Origin of the sequence: Streptomyces sp. 796.1 (assembly GCF_047525675.1) — a bacterium.
Classification (GTDB): Bacteria; Actinomycetota; Actinomycetes; order Streptomycetales; family Streptomycetaceae; genus Streptomyces.
Genome location: NZ_JBLIWA010000006.1, coordinates 68975 through 86090, shown reverse-complemented (window position 1 = coordinate 86090; position 17116 = coordinate 68975). Strand labels below are relative to the sequence as shown.

Annotated in this window: 15 protein-coding genes; 10 read left to right on the top strand and 5 right to left on the bottom strand. The window is 69.9% G+C overall.

Annotation, left to right across the window (positions count from 1 at the left end; genetic code table 11):
* Positions 1-76 precede the first annotated feature (76 nt).
* From ACMA1D_RS06290 to ACMA1D_RS06280, 3 genes are all read right to left on the bottom strand, one after another.
* Positions 77-1288: a MerR family transcriptional regulator gene (locus ACMA1D_RS06290; protein ID WP_414722869.1), complete on the bottom strand. Its 1212-nt coding sequence runs from the start codon at positions 1286-1288 to the stop codon at positions 77-79.
* 155 nt (positions 1289-1443) lie between these two features.
* Entirely contained in the window at positions 1444-3240 is a 1797-nt protein-coding gene (locus ACMA1D_RS06285; protein ID WP_414722868.1) for an SDR family oxidoreductase, read from the bottom strand.
* Positions 3241-3453: 213 nt separating this feature from the next.
* Positions 3454-4323 carry a M24 family metallopeptidase gene (locus tag ACMA1D_RS06280; protein ID WP_414722867.1) on the bottom strand — a complete coding sequence of 290 codons (870 nt, stop codon included), beginning with the start codon at positions 4321-4323 and terminating at the stop codon, positions 3454-3456.
* Between the two features lie 858 nt (positions 4324-5181).
* Here ACMA1D_RS06280 and ACMA1D_RS06275 point away from each other — a divergent pair.
* The 5 genes from ACMA1D_RS06275 to ACMA1D_RS06255 all read left to right on the top strand — a co-directional run bounded on the left by ACMA1D_RS06275 (position 5182) and on the right by ACMA1D_RS06255 (position 9924).
* Positions 5182-6279, top strand: a complete 1098-nt coding sequence (locus tag ACMA1D_RS06275) for an ABC transporter ATP-binding protein (protein ID WP_414722866.1) — start codon at positions 5182-5184, stop codon at positions 6277-6279.
* On the top strand, positions 6269-7204 hold the full coding sequence (locus ACMA1D_RS06270) for an ABC transporter permease (protein WP_414722865.1): 936 nt from the start codon (positions 6269-6271) through the stop codon (positions 7202-7204). The genes ACMA1D_RS06275 and ACMA1D_RS06270 overlap by 11 nt, the downstream gene beginning before the upstream one ends.
* A gap of 160 nt (positions 7205-7364) precedes the next feature.
* A complete protein-coding gene (locus tag ACMA1D_RS06265; RefSeq protein WP_414722864.1) occupies positions 7365-8282 on the top strand; it encodes an ABC transporter ATP-binding protein in 918 nt (305 codons plus the stop codon).
* A gap of 17 nt (positions 8283-8299) precedes the next feature.
* On the top strand, positions 8300-9019 hold the full coding sequence (locus tag ACMA1D_RS06260; RefSeq protein WP_414722863.1) for an ABC transporter permease: 720 nt from the start codon (positions 8300-8302) through the stop codon (positions 9017-9019).
* A gap of 416 nt (positions 9020-9435) precedes the next feature.
* Positions 9436-9924, top strand: a complete 489-nt coding sequence (locus ACMA1D_RS06255; protein ID WP_414722862.1) for a hypothetical protein — start codon at positions 9436-9438, stop codon at positions 9922-9924.
* 399 nt (positions 9925-10323) lie between these two features.
* Here ACMA1D_RS06255 and ACMA1D_RS06250 read toward each other — a convergent pair whose 3' ends face one another.
* Positions 10324-10908 carry a helix-turn-helix domain-containing protein gene (locus tag ACMA1D_RS06250; protein ID WP_414722861.1) on the bottom strand — a complete coding sequence of 195 codons (585 nt, stop codon included), beginning with the start codon at positions 10906-10908 and terminating at the stop codon, positions 10324-10326.
* A gap of 206 nt (positions 10909-11114) precedes the next feature.
* Here ACMA1D_RS06250 and ACMA1D_RS06245 point away from each other — a divergent pair, with 206 nt between their 5' ends.
* The 5 genes from ACMA1D_RS06245 to ACMA1D_RS06225 all read left to right on the top strand — a co-directional run bounded on the left by ACMA1D_RS06245 (position 11115) and on the right by ACMA1D_RS06225 (position 15508).
* Entirely contained in the window at positions 11115-11912 is a 798-nt protein-coding gene (locus tag ACMA1D_RS06245; RefSeq protein ID WP_414722860.1) for an aldolase, read from the top strand.
* The gene (locus ACMA1D_RS06240) at positions 11912-12850 is read left to right on the top strand and encodes a dihydrodipicolinate synthase family protein (RefSeq protein ID WP_414722859.1); all 939 of its coding nucleotides are present in this window, start codon (positions 11912-11914) and stop codon (positions 12848-12850) included. Before ACMA1D_RS06245 ends, ACMA1D_RS06240 begins: the two co-directional genes overlap by 1 nt.
* A 443-nt stretch (positions 12851-13293) precedes the next feature.
* The gene (locus tag ACMA1D_RS06235) at positions 13294-13566 is read left to right on the top strand and encodes a hypothetical protein (RefSeq protein WP_414722858.1); all 273 of its coding nucleotides are present in this window, start codon (positions 13294-13296) and stop codon (positions 13564-13566) included.
* A 360-nt stretch (positions 13567-13926) separates the two neighbouring features.
* Positions 13927-14451 (top strand): beta-class carbonic anhydrase, encoded by a 525-nt coding sequence (locus ACMA1D_RS06230; RefSeq protein ID WP_414722857.1) that lies wholly within the window; start codon positions 13927-13929, stop codon positions 14449-14451.
* A gap of 568 nt (positions 14452-15019) precedes the next feature.
* Positions 15020-15508: a beta-class carbonic anhydrase gene (locus ACMA1D_RS06225; RefSeq protein WP_414722856.1), complete on the top strand. Its 489-nt coding sequence runs from the start codon at positions 15020-15022 to the stop codon at positions 15506-15508.
* A gap of 162 nt (positions 15509-15670) precedes the next feature.
* On the opposite strand, the gene ACMA1D_RS06220 is transcribed toward ACMA1D_RS06225, so the two are convergent.
* Positions 15671-16972 (bottom strand): CynX/NimT family MFS transporter, encoded by a 1302-nt coding sequence (locus ACMA1D_RS06220; RefSeq protein ID WP_414722855.1) that lies wholly within the window; start codon positions 16970-16972, stop codon positions 15671-15673.
* Positions 16973-17116: the final 144 nt, after the last annotated feature.

Sequence of the window (17116 nt, the reverse complement as noted above, 5' to 3'; positions counted from 1 at the left end):
GGTGCCGCCTGCTGAGTGCTGCTCGTACCGCGCGTGACCCATCTGCCCTGGAGACGTGTGCGGCGCCGCGTCCGGATCAGTCGCCGCTCCCGTCCCCGGGGACGCCGGGTGGTGAGGGGCTACGGGCAGCAGCATCGGGTATCGCGAGGCGGTCCATCCGACGTGCGCACACCTCGCGCTCCACCGCGGCGGCTATGAAGTCAGCCATGTGCACCTCGCCGACCAACTCCCGAACCCGGTCCAGCACCCCGACGGGAAGCGAAATCGACGCGTTGCCGTTGCCATCGACACCCCTGACACCGCCGCCGCCCGCGGCAACGCCGTGGCCAGAACCAGCGTCAGCACCAGGGTGCTCCGCAGCGGGCGAGCCCGCCGCGCGGCGCTCGGGTCGGGTGACTCCGGGAGAGCCGGGCGGATCTGCTGGAGCCGTCGGGGTCTTCGGGGCCTTCGGGGCATTCGGTGCCGTCGGGGAGGATTCCGACGCCCGTCTCGACGCTGCTCCGGGGATCGGCGGACGGTGGGGCAGCGGGCCGTAGCGGCCGAGGTGTTGGTGCAGATGGCGGGTTGCCACCAAGCGCATCGCGCGGGCCAGCTCCGCGTCCAGTGCCTGCTGGGCCAGCGGACGGAAACGACGGATCAGCAGCGCCGCCTCCTGGGCCTCGGCGTCCGTCGGCGGATGGCCCAGGTACTGCTGGAACACGTGCTCCGTCGTGAAGTCGAGGAACCGATCCGCGATGTGCTCGACCTGTCCCCGCAGTTCCCGTACGTGATCGGCGATGGCCAGCAGGGGCACGCCTGCCGCGTGCAGTTCGACGGCGACCGCCAGCTCTTGCGGGCTGGGCACCAGGAACTCGTCCGGGCTCTCCGGAACGGGCTCCAGAATGCCGAGTTCCACCGCCTCCCGGACGGCGGCCTCGTCCAGGCCACTGCCGAACCGCTCAGCCAGCTCCGCCCAGGTGATCCGCGTGGCCTGCTCGTCCGTCCACGGCTCCTCCACCGCCGCGACCAGACCCAGCACCCCGCCCAGGTCTCGGCCCGCGTCCCAGGCCGCGAGGAGTTCCTTGATGCTGGACAGGGTGTAGCCGCGCTCCAGCAGCGCCGCGATCCGCTCCAACCGGGTCAGGTGCTGGTCCCGGTACACATTGGCCCGGCCGCGCCGCTCGGGCCGGGGGAGCAGACCACGGTCCTGGTACGCGCGGATGGTGCGGACGGTCGCCCCGCTGCGGTGCGCCAACTCCTCGATCCGGTACTCGGGGGATGCGTGCGGTTCGACGGATGCTTCGGACACGTCCCTGCCCCTCCCTTCCTCTTCTCTGCTTCGCCATGTCTGCTTCGCCTGGCGCGGGCTCCCGCCCTGACCTGGCTGTCCGCCATCCACCTCGTTGGTGCGCGGGCCGCTGGCCTCGGCATTGGGCCGGCTCGGCCTGCCCCTCGCGCCGCCCGTCACCCCTTCGGTTCGAGCCTGGCCAGGGCGCGTATCGCCTTCGGAGCGAAGCGGGACAGCAGATGTGCGCCGCGTGCCTCAGGGGTCACCGGCACCACCGCCTGGTTGCGGACCACGGCGCGCAGGATCGCGTCGGCCACCTTCTCCGGCGGGTAGTTGCGCTTGCCGTACATCCGGGTGCTGCGGGCGCGGCGGCGCTCTTCCTCGTCGTGGTCCACGCCGACGAACCTGGTCGTCCTGGTGATGTTGGTATTGATGATGCCGGGGCAGATCGCTGAGACGCCGATGCCCTGTCCTGCCAGCTCGGCACGTAGGCACTCACTCAGCATGAGCACGGCCGCCTTGGACGTGGCGTACGCGGGCAGCATGCGGGTGGGTTGGAACGCGGCGGCGGATGCGGTGTTGACGATGTGGCCGCCCTGGCCGCGGTCGGCCATCTGCCGGCCGAAGGTGCGGCAGCCGTGGATCACGCCCCACAGGTTGACGTCGAGCACCCGCTGCCACTCCTCGGGGCTGGTGTCGAGGAAGGGGCCGGACACCCCGATTCCGGCATTGTTGACCAGCACGTCCACGACGCCGTACGAAGCGGCGACCTTGTCGGCCAGCTTCTCCATGGCCTGCGTGTCCGAGACGTCCACCGGCTCGCTCCAGGCCGCCTGGGCCCCGATCAGCCTGGCCAATTCGGCGGTGCGGGCGGCCCCCTCCTCGTCCCGGTCGACGGCGACTACACGCGCCCCCGCCTCGGCGAACGCGAAGGCAGTGGCTCGGCCGATGCCGCTTGCGGCGCCCGTCACCAGCACGAGCTGCCCGGCGAACCGTGCGGCGTAGGCGCTCGCTTCTCTGGGCTGCACGGCCGGCGCCCCTTCCTCGACCGACGTGACGAAGTCGGCCACCCAGGCGGAGATCTGGTCAGGGTGCGTGCGGGGCGCCCAGTGCTTGGCTACCAGGCTGCGGCGCACCAACCTGGGCGCCCACGTGTCCAGTTCGTCGAAGACCTGCTCCGAGACGAAGCGGTCTCCGGTGGGGTGGATGAGTTGGACCGGTACGTGTGCGTAGGCGTCGGTGCGGGGGCGTCGCAGCCTGGCGCGCACGTCGTCCCGGTACATCCACACGCCGTGGGCGCCGTCACCGGGCAGCGAGGCGGTCGGATAGCCGGCGCCGTGCGCGCCGTGGGCCGGTGTCTTCTCGACCCGGCTCAGCAGCCCGGGCCACGCCTTGCCGAGCGGCCCCCGCCACAGGGCCTCGGGCACCACGGGGGTGTGGAACGCGTACACGTACCAGGACTTGATGCCCTGGCCGAAGAGCTGGCCCACGCGGCGCGGGGTCGGGCGGGTGGCGCGCTTTTTGAGCCAGATGCCGAGATGGTCAAGGCACGGTCCGGACATCGTGGTGAAGGAGGCGATACGGCCCTCGGTGCGCGCCACGGTGGCGAACTCCCAGCCCTGCACCGAGCCCCAGTCGTGCCCCACCAGGTGCACGGGCCGGTCGGGGCTGACCGCGTCGGCGACCGCCAGGAAGTCGTCGGTCAGCTTCTCCAGCGTGTAGCCGCCGCGCAGTGGTTTGGGCGCGCTCGACCGTCCGCAGCCGCGCAGGTCGTAGAGGACGACGTGGAACCGGTCGATCAGCCGTCGGGCGACCTCGCTCCACACCTCTTTGCTGTCCGGGAAGCCGTGCACCAGCACGACGGTCGGCTGTGTCCGGTCGCCCCACTCTGCGACGCAGAGCTGCACGCCGCCGGTGTTGACCCAGCGTTCGGTCGCTCCGGCCAACGGTCCCGTGGCCTCCGTGTCCGTCACTGCTTGACCGCCTCTCCGATAGCCGCTGTCACTGTTGCCCGTCTTCGTGCCGCGTACGTACTGCCGTGCCCTGGCGGATACCCCGAACCGCTCCCGTGACGACCGTGTCGTTCCGTCCCGTGGCGCGCCCGCACGGCGGCGATGTGGACGCCGGTGTGGTCGGCCGGTAGCGGGTGCCGGTGGGCTTGCCGCGTGGTTCGCAGGCGCCCGTGGTCATATGGGTTGTTCCGCCGCCCAGCGGCGCACGTGCGGGAGGTCGTCGTCCAGCCAGAACGCGCTCTGCTCCGGGTCCCTGGAATCCGTGACGACGAGGATCTCCTCGAACTTGGTGCCCACGCCACGGAAGCCGAGGTGCGGTTCCACGGCCCACAGTCCGGGTCGTGGTGGATGGTCGGAGAACCGGTACGGGCTCCACAGCGGGGACCACCCTTCGCGGTGCCCGTGCAAGGCGTCGCTGGCCAGGCCCTTGAGGCTGTGTACTCCGAAGCCGAACGCCGTGGGGGACCAGGTGCGTTGCCTGACGCGGTCGACCTTGTGCGCGATGACGCCGAACGGGTAGGCGCGATGCCGGTTGGCGTACCCCTGGCGGACCATGAGCCGGTCCACGTCCTCGTATATCGCGCGCAGGGAGCGCCGCTCGCGCACTCCGCGCAGGATCAGGGCACGGTGTGCCGCCAGGTCGGTGAGCAGCCTGTCGTGCAGGGGGTTCGCGCCGAGACAGCCGCTGTAACCGATGTCGGCCGTATAGCCGTTGAGCACCGGGGCCATGTCGAGGATGAACGGCATCCCCGGCTCCAGCTTCCGGTTGGTGGGGAAGAACTGGAGCGGTATGCGGAAGTCGGTGAAGGCCGTGCGGTCACCGAACCAGGCGAACGGCAGGTGGAACCAGTCGCGTACGCCCCGCTCGCGCAGCCAATCCCGCTGCATCCTGGCCGCCTCGCGCTCGGTGACGCCGGGGCGCAACTGGGCGGCGACGGCCTCCGCGCACTCGTAACTGAGCCGCTGCACCGTGCGGAACCCGCGCAACTCGGCGGTGAGTTCGCCGTGGCGTGTGGTGTGCCGATCGTCCACCGATGTGGTCATGGCTTCCGTCCCTCCCTCGACGCTCGGGCCCTGGTCGTACGGCTGCGGGCCCGGCCCGGGTGGGCAAGGCCATGCAGATCTGGGGCCGAGAGGCGTCCGGGCCTCGGTCCCGTAACTTGACACTGATGAATGTGACAATGACTGGCGGCTGCGTCAATAGGTCGGATCGGCCTGTGGAAAACCCTGGGTAACCCCGAACCACCTGCGACTGGACTGGCTACTTCGCATCTGTGGCGGCACCGGGCGCAGGACTTTTCTTCGCGATGAAGCCTCGATTCCCCCCTTGTGGGTGAGCGTGCGCCGGTCTTCGGCGCGTGACGTTCGTGGTCGGTGTGACACCAGCGGCGTCAGCTATGTGAGCGCCGTCAGGTGCGTGAGCAACGCATGCGCGCTGCGAGTCGGACGTGCACGCACCCCCGGCCGACGCCGTGCCTCCGTGACGGCGTGCGACAGCGCCCCGTCCGCCCGGGCGCCAGCCCGCCACGCCGCTTCCGCCCGCCTCGCCGCCCCGGCAGTGACGCCGTACGTCCTACCCTCGGAGGTAGCACCCCCTAGTGCACCGCCCTCCCGCACCTCAGCCCCCTGGGGCTGGCCCTCGCGGTCAGCCCCGTACCGCGTCTCCGCAGGTCAGCCAGTCCCCGCAAGGAGACGACCGGATGCCGCCGAGACGTCGGGCGGTGATGGCCGGCGGCACGCCGGGAGCGGGCGGGGACGAGGGAGGGGACGGAGCGACGAAAGAGAACTCCGACTGTTCTCCTTCGGTACGGGCCCCCTACGGGTTTCTACGACTCCAGTCGTAGGCCGATCCAGCCGTCTGGAGGGAGGCCGGCTCGTAGGGACGCCACTACCTTCGAATACGTGACTGTGATCGCTACCGAAGGCCTGAGCAAACGGTTCCCCCGGGTGACCGCGCTCGACCGGCTCTCCCTCGACATCGCCCCGGGCGTGACCGGGCTGGTCGGTGCCAACGGCGCCGGCAAGTCCACCCTGATCAAGATCCTTCTCGGGCTCTCGCCCGCCAGCGAGGGGAAGGCCGCCGTGCTCGGCCTCGATGTCGCCAGTGAGGGCGGGGCGATCAGGGAACGGGTCGGATACATGCCGGAGCACGACTGCCTGCCGCCGGACGTGTCGGCGACGGAGTTCGTCGTGCACATGGCGCGCATGTCCGGCCTCCCGCCGGCCGCGGCCCGTGAACGCACCGCGGACACGCTGCGCCACGTCGGCCTGTACGAGGAGCGATACCGCCCCATCGGCGGCTATTCGACCGGTATGAAGCAGCGGGTCAAGCTGGCCCAGGCGCTCGTGCACGATCCGCAGCTCGTACTGCTCGACGAGCCGACCAACGGCCTCGACCCGGTCGGCCGGGACGAGATGCTCGGCCTGATCCGCCGCGTCCACACCGACTTCGGCATCTCCGTCCTGGTGACCTCGCACCTGCTCGGTGAGTTGGAGCGCACCTGCGACCACGTCGTCGTCATCGACGGCGGCAAGTTGCTGCGCTCCTCGTCGACGGACGACTTTACGCAGGCCACGGCGTCGCTCGCGGTCGAGGTCACGGACAGCGAGGCGCACCCGGACGGCACGACCGCCCTGCGCGAGGCGCTGGAGCAGGCGGGCCTGACGGTCGGCACCGTCGAGCGCGAGGCGGACGGTTCGCCGGCCTCGGCGCGGCTGCTGTTCGTCGAGGTCGACGGCGACCCCACATACGACGCGGTACGCGATGCGGTGGCCGGGCTCGGACTGGGGCTGGTGCGGATGGAACAGCGCAGGCACCGCATCGCCGAGGTCTTCCGCACCGACGCTGCCGCCGCGCAGTCCCCGGCCGCCGGCGCGCCGCAGCCCCCGGCTCGCCCCGGCGCGTCACCCACGTCCCAGCAGCCCCCTGCCCATCAGCACGCGGCGCAGCCACTGGCCGCTGGCCGGCATCAGGAAGGAGGCGACGGCGATGTCGCCTAAGACCCACAGCGGGGAGACGGCGGGCAACTGGTCGGCCCCGAGCCCCGCGGCCCCGGCCGACGTCATCCACAACATCGGCTACCGGCACTACGACGGCCCGCGCCTCGGCCGCGCCTACGCCCGCCGCTCGCTCTTCTCGCAGAGCCTGCGCGGCGCCTACGGACTCGGCCGTTCCGCCAAGTCCAAGGTGCTGCCGATGCTGCTGTTCGGCGTGATGTGCCTGCCGGCCGGGATCATCGTCGCGGTCGCCGTAGCGACCAATGCCAACAGCCTGCCGGTCGAATACACCCGGTACGCGATCATCATGCAGGCAGTGATCGGCCTGTTCGTGGCCGCACAGGCGCCACAATCGGTCTCACGTGATCTGCGCTTCAAGTCGGTACCGCTCTACTTCTCCCGGCCGATCGAGACCGCCGACTACGTGGTCGCGAAGTTCGCCGCACTGGCCTCGGCCATCTTCCTGCTGACCGCGATCCCCGTGGTGGTCCTCTACGTGGGGGCGCTGCTCGCGAAGCTGGACTTCATGGACCAGACGAAGGAGTTCGCACAGGGAATGGTCTCCGTGGCCCTGCTCTCCGTCCTGCTCGCCGGCATCGGCCTGGTCATCGGCGCCCTCACGCCGCGCCGCGGCTTCGGCGTCGCCGCCATCATCGCCGTGCTGACCATCTCCTACGGCGCCGTGAGCACCATGCAGGCGATCGCCGAAGAACAGAGCAGCACCGGTTCGATCGAGTGGATCGGCCTCTTCTCGCCCATCACCCTGATCGACGGGATCAGCGCGGCGTTCCTCGGCGCGACCTCCGCCGCACCCGGCGGATACGGCCCGGACGCGGCCGTCGGCCTGGTCTACCTGCTGGTGACCGCTGTCCTGGTGGCCGGTTCGTACGGGCTGCTCATCCGCCGCTACCGGAAGGTCGGACTGTGACCCAGATCGACCACCTGCTGCCTACGGATGACCGCGGATCGGCCACATCTGGCCAGCCCCTGCCCCGTACGAGCCGCTTGGTGACCGCCCGAGTGTCGGGGCGTGCCCCCCGCACCTCGCCCGCCGTCGCCACCACCCCCCGAAGGAATGGGCCGCGCCCATGAGCACTCTCATCATCGACAACGTCTCGCGCTGGTTCGGGAACGTCGTCGCCGTCAACGACGTGACCATGACCATCGGCCCCGGCGTGACCGGCCTGCTCGGACCCAACGGCGCCGGCAAGTCCACCCTGATCAACATGATGGGCGGCTTCCTCGCGCCCTCCACCGGCTCCGTCACCCTCGACGGCACGCCCATCTGGCGCAACGAACAGAGCTACCGGCACATCGGCATCGTGCCCGAGCGCGAATCGATGTACGACTTCCTCACCGGCCAGGAGTTCGTCGTCGCCAACGCCGAACTGCACGGGCTGCCCCATCCGCGCGCCGCCGCACAACGCGCGCTGGCCACGGTCGAGATGGAACACGCGGCCGGCCGCAAGATCTCCACGTACAGCAAGGGCATGCGGCAGCGCGTGAAGATGGCGTCCGCGCTGGTCCACGAGCCGTCGGTGCTGCTGCTCGACGAACCGTTCAACGGCATGGACCCGCGGCAGCGCATGCAACTGATGGACCTGCTGCGACAGATGGGGGCCGAGGGACGCACCGTCCTGTTCTCCTCCCACATCCTCGAAGAGGTCGAGCAACTGGCCGCGCACATCGAGGTCATCGTCGCCGGCCGACACGCCGCATCCGGTGACTTCCGCAAGATCCGCCGGCTGATGACCGACCGCCCCCACCGCTACCTGGTGCGCTCCAGCGATGACCGGGCCCTGGCCGCCGCGCTGATCGCCGACGCGTCGACCGCCGGCATCGAGGTGGACGCGGCCGAGGGCGCCCTGCGCATCCAGGCCATCGACTTCAACCGGTTCACCGAACTGCTGCCGCGCGTCGCCCGCGAGCACGGCATCACCCTCCTCACGGTCTCGCCATCGGACGAGTCCCTGGAGAGCGTCTTCTCCTACCTCGTCGCGGCATAACGCAAGGAGCCCCAGCGATGTACAACCCCACGGTCGCCCGGCTGACCTACCGGGCGTTGCTCGGCCGGCGCCGCGCGCTGATCCTCTGCTCGCTGCCCGCCCTGTTGATCGTCATCTCGATCGCGGTGCGGCTGATGACGGGGGCCGACGACGAGACGGCCGATGCGATCCTCGGCGGCTTCGCGCTGTCCGTGATGGTGCCGCTGATCGGCGTCATCGCAGGTACCGGGGCCATCGGCCCCGAAATCGACGACGGCTCGGTGGTGTATCTGCTGGCCAAGCCGGTGAAGCGGCCGACGATCATCGTCACCAAGCTCTTCGTCGCGGTCGGCGTCACCATGGCCTTTTCGGCCATCCCCACCCTGATCGCCGGCCTCATCCTCAACGGCAACAGCCAGGGCATCGCCGGCGCCTACACCTCGGCCGCCGCCATGGCCTCCATCGCCTACAGCGCGATCTTCCTGCTGCTCGGCACCGTCACCCGGCACGCGGTCGTCGCCGGCCTGGTGTACGCGCTGGTCTGGGAGTCCGTGTTCGGCACGTACGTCAACGGCGCCCGCCAACTCAGCGTCCAACAGTGGTCGCTGGCCGCCGCGGAGAAGATCGGCCAGGGCGGCGTGGTCTCCTCCGACGTCGGCCTGCCGGTCGCCGTGGTGCTGCTGATCAGCGTCACGGTGCTGGCCACCTGGTACGCGGGCCAGAAGCTGCGCACCCTGACCCTGGCCGGCGACGAGTAGCCGCACACCCGTCGGCGCACCCACCGACGCGACTGCGCGGCGGGGCCTGCCGGATGGCGGGAAAGGGCGGACCGCGGTCCGTACGGTGGCCAGCAGACGCTGCCGTACGGATCGCTTCGTATCTGCTGCCACCCGCCGGGACGTTGCCGCGTGCGCACGCCCGCGCGTAGCCGTCAGGCGCGCGACTTTGGGGCGTTGGCACTGCCCGCGTGGTGGGTCCTGAGCTGGCCGAACGCCCTCGGTGACGGCTCCGCGCAGCAGGAACCGCAGGCAGCGACGGTCATCCGCCCGTCACCTCCCGGTGACCGAGAAATTCCTGCCCCGTCGCCAATGGCCAAAGGTTGAACAGTTCTTGACTGTTCGAATGGGGGTTCGCATAGGGGGGATTGTCAGAGGGGCCGAGTAGCGTCTTCGGCATGGGGTACTCGGGTTGGATCATCGTCGCCAAGGGCGACGACACACTGTCGAAGGAGCCTGCCGTCACCGCCCACGGGCGTGGAGTCTTGGCTGAGTACGTCCGGGGGGACTGGCGCGAGATGTGGCTCGACGGTCGCTGGGGGACGCGACCGAGCCCATCGGCGACAGAACTCGCCACGGCGACCGGCGCCCCCGCCATGACCGTCTTCGTGATGGACGAGGACTGCGCGGTGGCGTACGGGGCGGCGCCCTCAGGGCAATGTTGGGAGGCCGTCTTCTCCGAGGAGGCGGCCGAGGCGTACGAGGCGATACCAGCCGGTTACGAGCGGTGCGCGGCCGTCGCCGCCGCCCTGGACTGGGCCGCGGAGGCCAAACTCCTGTGCTGCGAACCAGGTCCCGTCGAGACGGCACTGCGCGACGGCTGGTATTCGGACCTGCTCCGTTGCTTCGGACTGCCGGAGGGGGTGGAGGTCCACAGGGCAGAGTGAACGCCCACCGTCTCACCAGGAGTTCTCTGCCCGGTACGGGCCTGCGCGGGCCTGTAGGGGCGCCTGACGTGGCGCGCGTCCCGCACCCACGCTTCTTCACAGGCGGCACGCCCTCACCGGCCGCCGCGGCGGAGGCGGAGCGGTCGGCGGGGGTTTCCGCTGTGCGCGGTAGCACCTGAGCGCGGCGCCGCGCCGGGCTGTGCGCCGCTGGTGCGCCGGGTGCCTGGCGGGGTGGTGGCTTGCGCTCGAACTTCGTCCGCCATGCGCGTGCACGAGGCGTACGGCACGCCGCCTCGGCGCGCGCCGCTGCTGCTGCCATGCCGTCCCGATGGCGAGAGCCGTGGCGATGCGCAGCGCGCTGGGGGCAAACGGGGAGGTGGGGCCGCGGCGCGCGGGCGCTCAGGGCATGTGGGGGTGGGGGGTGTCCGCGCCGCTGCGGTCGTCGCTCACCATGAGCAGTACGGTGGCGCGCTCGCCGTCCCCCAGCGAGCGAACCTTGTGCGGCGTCGTCGCCTTGAAGTACACGGAGTCCCCCGGCCCCAGCGTGACCGTCAAGGACGGGAACAGCAGCTCGGCGAAGCCCTCGTGGACGAAGACGAACTCCTCGCCCGGATGGTCCCGGAAGGGGGCGGGGCCGGCATCGTGCGGCGGGTACAGCATGAACGGCGTCATGCGCTTGTCCCCGGCCTGGAGTGCTATGCCCTCGTAGCGGGTGCCGGGCTCGTCGTCGGAGGTCAGCGACTTGCGCTCGGCCGCCCGCGTGACGGTGATGTCCGCGACCTCGGCCGCGTTGGCGAAGAGGTTGTCCAACGGGACGTCCAGGGCCTTGGCGAGCGAGGCGCTGACGGCGATGGACGGGATGCTCTGACCGCGCTCGACCTTGGACAGATAGCTCTTCGTGACTCCGGAGCGCTCAGCGAGCACCTCCAGCGTCATCAGCCGCTCCTTGCGCAACTGCCGTACCCGATTGATCACTGGTCGCATCCCTTCACGCACCCCCGCCCTGGCTTGAGTCGACCGGGCGGGTCCCCAGTATGTCCCGGCCCCCCGCTGACCGGCCCGGTCGGGAATTCACTCTTGCCTCATGACACCAGGTGTCCTATGGTGAACTCAGTTTCCTCGAGAGTGCTGCGAGCGGCACAAGACGACGGGGCGCTGGCGCTGCCTGCGCCCCGGAAGTGGAGAAAACCGTGGCCGACACCCTGAAAGAGACGAAAGACGTGCTCGTCGACCGTGCCGCACGGCAGATGCGCGAGCACTTCGGCGACTCGCGCCTGACCACCCGGCAGAAGCTCGCCCTGACCTGTCGGATTGCGTACGACGGCGGCCATGACTCCGGGCTCGCCGGCCAGATCAGCGCGCGTGGACCACGGCCGGGCACCTACTACACCCAGCGGCTGGGCCTCGGCTTCGACGAGATCACCGAGGACAACCTGCTGTTGGTCGACGAGGACCTGCGCGTGCTGGCGGGGGAGGGCATGCCCAACCCGGCCAACCGGTTCCACTCATGGATCTACCGCGCCCGCGAAGACGTGAACTGCATCATCCACACCCACCCGCTGCACGTGGCCGCGCTCTCCATGCTCGAAGTCCCGCTACAGATCTCCCAGATGGACACCACGCCGCTGTACGACGACTGCGCCTTCCTCAAGGACTGGCCCGGAGTGCCGGTGGGGAACGAGGAGGGTGAGATCATCTCGGCGGCCCTCGGCGACAAGCGGGCCATCCTCCTGGCCCACCACGGCCAACTCGTCACCGGCGCGACCGTCGAAGAGGCGTGCAACCTGGCGGTTCTCATCGAGCGCGCCGCGCGCCTGCAACTACTCGCCATGTCCGCCGGCACCATCAAACCCCTGCCGCCCACCCTCGCGCAGGAAGCCCATGACTGGACGTCCTCGGAGCGCCGCAGCCAGGCCAATTTCGCGTACTACGCGCGCAAGGCGCTCCGCCGCCACCCCGACTGCATCACCGGCGAGGTGGACCTCTGATGGCCGAGTCACCCCTCAGGGGAATCATCTCGTACCCCGTCACCCCCTTCCGCCCGGAGACCGGTGAAGTCGACCTGCCCGCTCTCCGCCGGCTCACGGGCGAACTGGTCGATGCGGGAAGCCACGGCATCGCACCACTGGGTAGTACGGGGGAGAGCGCCTACCTCCGCGAAGCGGAATGGGACGCCGTCTGTGAAGCCACCCTGGACACCGTCGGCGGGCGGGTTCCCACCGTGGTCGGGGTGGCGCACTACAGCACCGAGGGCACCATCCGGCGTGCCCGGGTCGCGGCCCGGCACGGCGCCACCGCGATCATGGTGTTGCCCCAGGTGTACTGGAAGCTGACAGAGGCGGAGCTGGCCCGCCACTTCGCCGCCGTCGCCGACGCGAGCGACCTCCCCGTCATGCTCTACAACAACCCTGGCACCAGCGGCGTTGACCTGCTGCCCGAAACCGTGACCGCCCTGGCCCGCACCATCCCGAACCTCACCATGGTCAAGGAGAGTTCGGGTGACGCCACCCGCTTCCGATCCATCCGCGAGCTGTCGGGCGGCGCCCTGTCCGTCTACAACGGCAGCAACCCTCTCGCCCTCGAAGCCTTCCGCTCCGGCGCAGAGGGTTGGTGCACCGCAGCCCCCTGCCTGGTGCCGCGCTGGTGCCTGGACCTCCATGCGTCAGCGAAGCAGGGGGACGAGGACCGGGCCGATGCGGTGCTGGCGGAGCTGCTCCCGTTCTTGCAGTTCATCGTCGGGCACGGTCTGCCGCGGGCCATCAAAGCGGGCCTGGAATTGCAGGACCGCGGAGTGGGACAACCAAGGCCCCCGCTCCTGCCACTCCCCCAGGAAAGGAGAGAGGAACTACGAGGACTACTCGACGGACTCGACACTCACCCACTGCTGTCGGACCCGGGCACCGGCGTACGAGCACCTGCGGTGTGAAGCACCTCGGCCCTGCACGGTTCGCCGCAAGGGCTGAGTAGGCAGCGAGGGCGTGGCGTACGAAGCAGTTACCCGGGAAGGTGGGGGAACGGACGTGGTGGGTTGGTCCCGGAACCGGTCCGACGCTGGGGGCAGGCTGTTGCGAACGACTGGGGGCAGGTTCCGTTCAGCACGCCCCGAGCGATGGGCCCGGCATTCCTGAGCGACGGTCCGGGGCTGGCGGTGGCCGGCCGGGGTAGCCTCCGGGCATGTCTTCCACGGCTGCTGACGCCTTTGTCCCAAGCGACTTCGACATTCCTCAGGGCCTGTCCGAGGAAGGGTTTCGACTAGAGCCCCTGCACCCTCGCCACAACGAAGCTGACCACGCCGCATGGATGTCAAGCATCGAGCACATTCGCGCCACGCCCGGATTCGAGAAGCACGATTGGCCACCGGTGGCCGGCATGAGCGCTGCGGAAAACCTCAGCGACCTCCAGAAGCACGCGGATGACTTCGAGCGGCGCGATGGATTCACCTACTCGGTCCTCGACGACCAGGACGAGGTAGTTGGCTGCGTGTACATCTACCCGGTGAATTCCGGAACGGAGCAGGCCCAGGTCCGATCCTGGGTGAGCGCCGACCGGGCCGACCTGGACGGCCCGGTGTACGAAGCGGTTTCCGACTGGTTGGAACTGGTCTGGCCCTTCGACCAAGTCCGCTACCGACCGACAACCTGACAAGAGGCTGACCACCGCAGAGAGCGGCTGTGCCACCCCATACGACAGAAGCAGGACCGCAGCCTCCCAACGACAAACAGCGGACGTCTCGACGTACGACGCCACGACGCACGGCACATGACGAATGGCGAATGACAAACGAGCACCAAGAGCGAGGAAGGAGAACAGAGCCAGGCTAGGTGAGATGACCCGACTGGTGGGCCGAACGGTGGGATGCAGCACGGAGTGCAGGTGAGCCGGAATGGTCCGCCTGGGTGCCCCTCAGGTACTACGCCCGCGTGTATGCGTCGGCGTGCGCGTCCCCTGAGGGGACCGGACTTCCTACCGTGCAGGAGTCGGCTACAGAAAGCAGGGCTCCCCGTGTCCGTCACCGACGTCTACCTGGCGAACAACGAAACGTATGCCGCTGCCCCCGCGGCGACCCGCGGGCCCCTCCCCCTGGCTGAGCCGCCGACTCGGCATCTCGCCGTGATCACCTGCATGGACGCACGGATCGACGTGTACGACATGCTCGGGCTCGAACTGGGCGAGGCGCACGTCATCCGCAATGCCGGCGGCGCGGTGACCGACGACGCGATCCGTTCACTCGTCGTCAGCCAGCGCGAATTGCAGACGCGGGAGGTGATGGTCGTCCACCACACCAAATGCGGGATGCTCGGCCTGTCAGACGACACGTTCAAACGAAACATCGAGCAAGCCACGGGCGTCCGCCCACCCTGGGCGGCCGAGGGATTCGAGCAGCTTGAAGAGGATGTACGGCAGTCGGTGCGACGCGTCTTGGCGAGCCCCTTCGTCCCGTACCAGCACTCCGTGCGGGGTTTCGTCTATGACGTCGACACCAGACGGTTGCACGAGGTGCAGTGCGGGGGTGCGGCTCACCGGTAGGGGCTGTTTCAGCAGTGGCATTCTGGGGTGTTAGTGAGCGTTGCGTTCTGCGGCGGCATGCCACCAGCCAGGTGGAGATGCGTCGGCGACGGCGGCGGTGGGCTGGTCCGGGTGGAGCCCGAGTCGTCGGAGTGCACCGGCCTGGATGCGGATGTCGAACCAGCCGTGCCAGTGGCCATCAGGCCCGACGCCGCATGCCAGACCCCACTGGATCTCGGCCGGGTCGAAGGGCATCCAGTCGATGCCGCGGTCACGCAGTCAAGCGCGGGTGGCAGCCATGGGGCGGGGACGGCCCGGCACGTTCTCGTAGGTCGCGATGGTGATCCAGACGGCGCTCGGCGCATCCATGGTGCCCATGATGCCGGGCGGCCGACCTGATGCCATCGCCAAGGGGGCGGGGGTGGGAGGGAGGGGCAGGGGGGGAAGCGGGCAAGCCCCCTGGCCCCGCGGATATTGCCGCAGCGATACGGCCTCGTGTACGCCGGCCCAGTTGGCTTTCGGGAGGGAATCGGGCGCCCGTACCGTGCTGTGGCGATTACGGAACGTCGTTCCTGGAGGTTGGTGCCCCATGTCCGTCACCGATGAGTACCTGACCAACAACGCCACGTACGCCGCCACCTTCAGCGGGCCGCTGCCGTTGCCGCCGTCGCGCCATGTTGCGGTGGTGGCCTGCATGGACGCACGGCTCAATGTGTATGCGGCGCTGGGGCTGAAGGAGGGCGAAGCGCACGTCATCCGCAATGCGGGCGGCGCGGTGACCGAGAACGAGATCCGTTCGCTCGCCATCAGCCAACGCCTGCTCGGCACCAGGGAGATCGTGCTGATCCACCACACGGACTGCGGCATGTTGACGTTCACGGACGATGCGTTCCGGCAGCAGATCGAGGAGGAGACGGGCATCAGGCCGGCGTGGGCCGCTGAGGCGTTCGACGACGTGGAGCGGGACGTACGGCAGTCGGTGCGACGCATCAAGGCCAGCCCGTTCGTGCCGCATACGGATCAGGTGCGCGGGTTCGTCTTCGACGTGGCCACGGGGCGGCTCAACGAGGTGGAGTGAGGGCGACGAAGGTGCGCCGGGACGCACGGGTTCGACGCGCCGCCGTAGCGTAAAAGACTTTGCGGGGCGCTGACTTCGCCTGGTGGCAGCCCCGTACGGGCTCCGGTCCGTAGCCTTGCCCCACTGCGGGGCAGGTTCCGGACCGGAGCGCTGGGGCCGGGGTCAGATCTTCAGGTCGCGGCCGGCACCGAGGCCGAGCGTGGCCAGGCCCGCGCACACCCCGAGCAGCAACAGCAGCGGCAGGGTCCAGCCGTCGGTGACCTGGTGGACCGCGCCGAGGGCCAGTGGCCCGGCGGCAGCCAGCAGGTATCCCCAGGTCTGGGCCATACCGGAGAGGCGCGCGGCAGTGTGCGCGTCACGGGCGCGGAGCACCATCATCGTCAGCGCGAGGCCGAGCGCGCCGCCCTGCCCGATGCCGAACAGTGTGGCCCACAGCCAGGCCCCGCCGACCGGCGCCACGAGCAACCCGACGACGCTGGCGGCCATGAGCGTGGCCACCCCCACCGCAAGCAGCCGCTGCTGCCGCATGCGCCCGGCGAGTAGCGGCACGACGAACGACCCGACGCCCTGCAACAGCGTGCTGTAGGCGAAGATCAGGCCGGCCGTTGACTTGCTCATGCCGTTGTCGGTGAAGACGGTGGGCAGCCAGGCGATCACCACGTACGCAACGAACGACTGCGACCCCATGAACAGGGTGATCTGCCAGGCCAGCGGGGTGCGGGAGAGGCGCGTCGCGTCCGGTTCGGGGGCGGCCGGGGCCGAGTTGCGGGCCGGGGTGGCGGCTGGCTGGCCGTGGTGCAGGCCGCGGCGTGCGATGACGGCCTGCGGCGCCCACAACAACGCGGCGACCGCCGCCAGCAGCGCCCAGGAGGCGAGCGAACCGCGCCAGCCGCCGAGCGCGTTCTCCAGCGGTACGGCCGCGGCGGCGGAGGCGGTCGCGCCGATGATCATCGCGGTCGAGTACAGGGCCGTCATGGCCGCCGCGCGCTCCGGGAAGTCCCGCTTCACCAGGCCGGGCATCAGCACGTTCAACCAGGCGATGGCGGTACCGACGAAGGCGCCACCAACGAACAGCGTGACCACGGGCGGTGCGACGCGCAGCAGGATGCCACCACACAGCAGCACCAGCGCGGCCAGCAGGACGAATTCGGTACTGAACCGGCGCGCCAGCTTCGGCGCCAGCGGCGACGCTATGCCCATGAACACCAGCGGGATCGTGGTGACCAGGCTGGTTGTGGTCGCCGCGAGGTGGAAGTGGTCGCTGATCTCACCGAGCAGCGGGGAGACCCCGGCCAGCGCCGCGCGCATGTTGAGGGCGGCGAGCACGATGCCGATGAGGAGCAGAGCCGGGTGGGTGCGCAGGGTGCGGCGTGCCGCCGCGACGGGCGGCGTGGGGACCAGATCCTCTTCGGCATCGATGAGCCGGTCATCGGGCGTGGTGCTGGGCCCGGATATCCCGGACATAGGCGGCTTACCTTTCGTCGGTTCGAGGCGTGTTCCCGAGCGAGGGGGGCGCTTGAGGCGTGGGGCGGGCGCCCGGCCGTGAGGCACGGCGGGCTGCGCCGACGGGGGCGTTGCGTGCGTGGCTGTGCGACGGCGCGCCGGCCT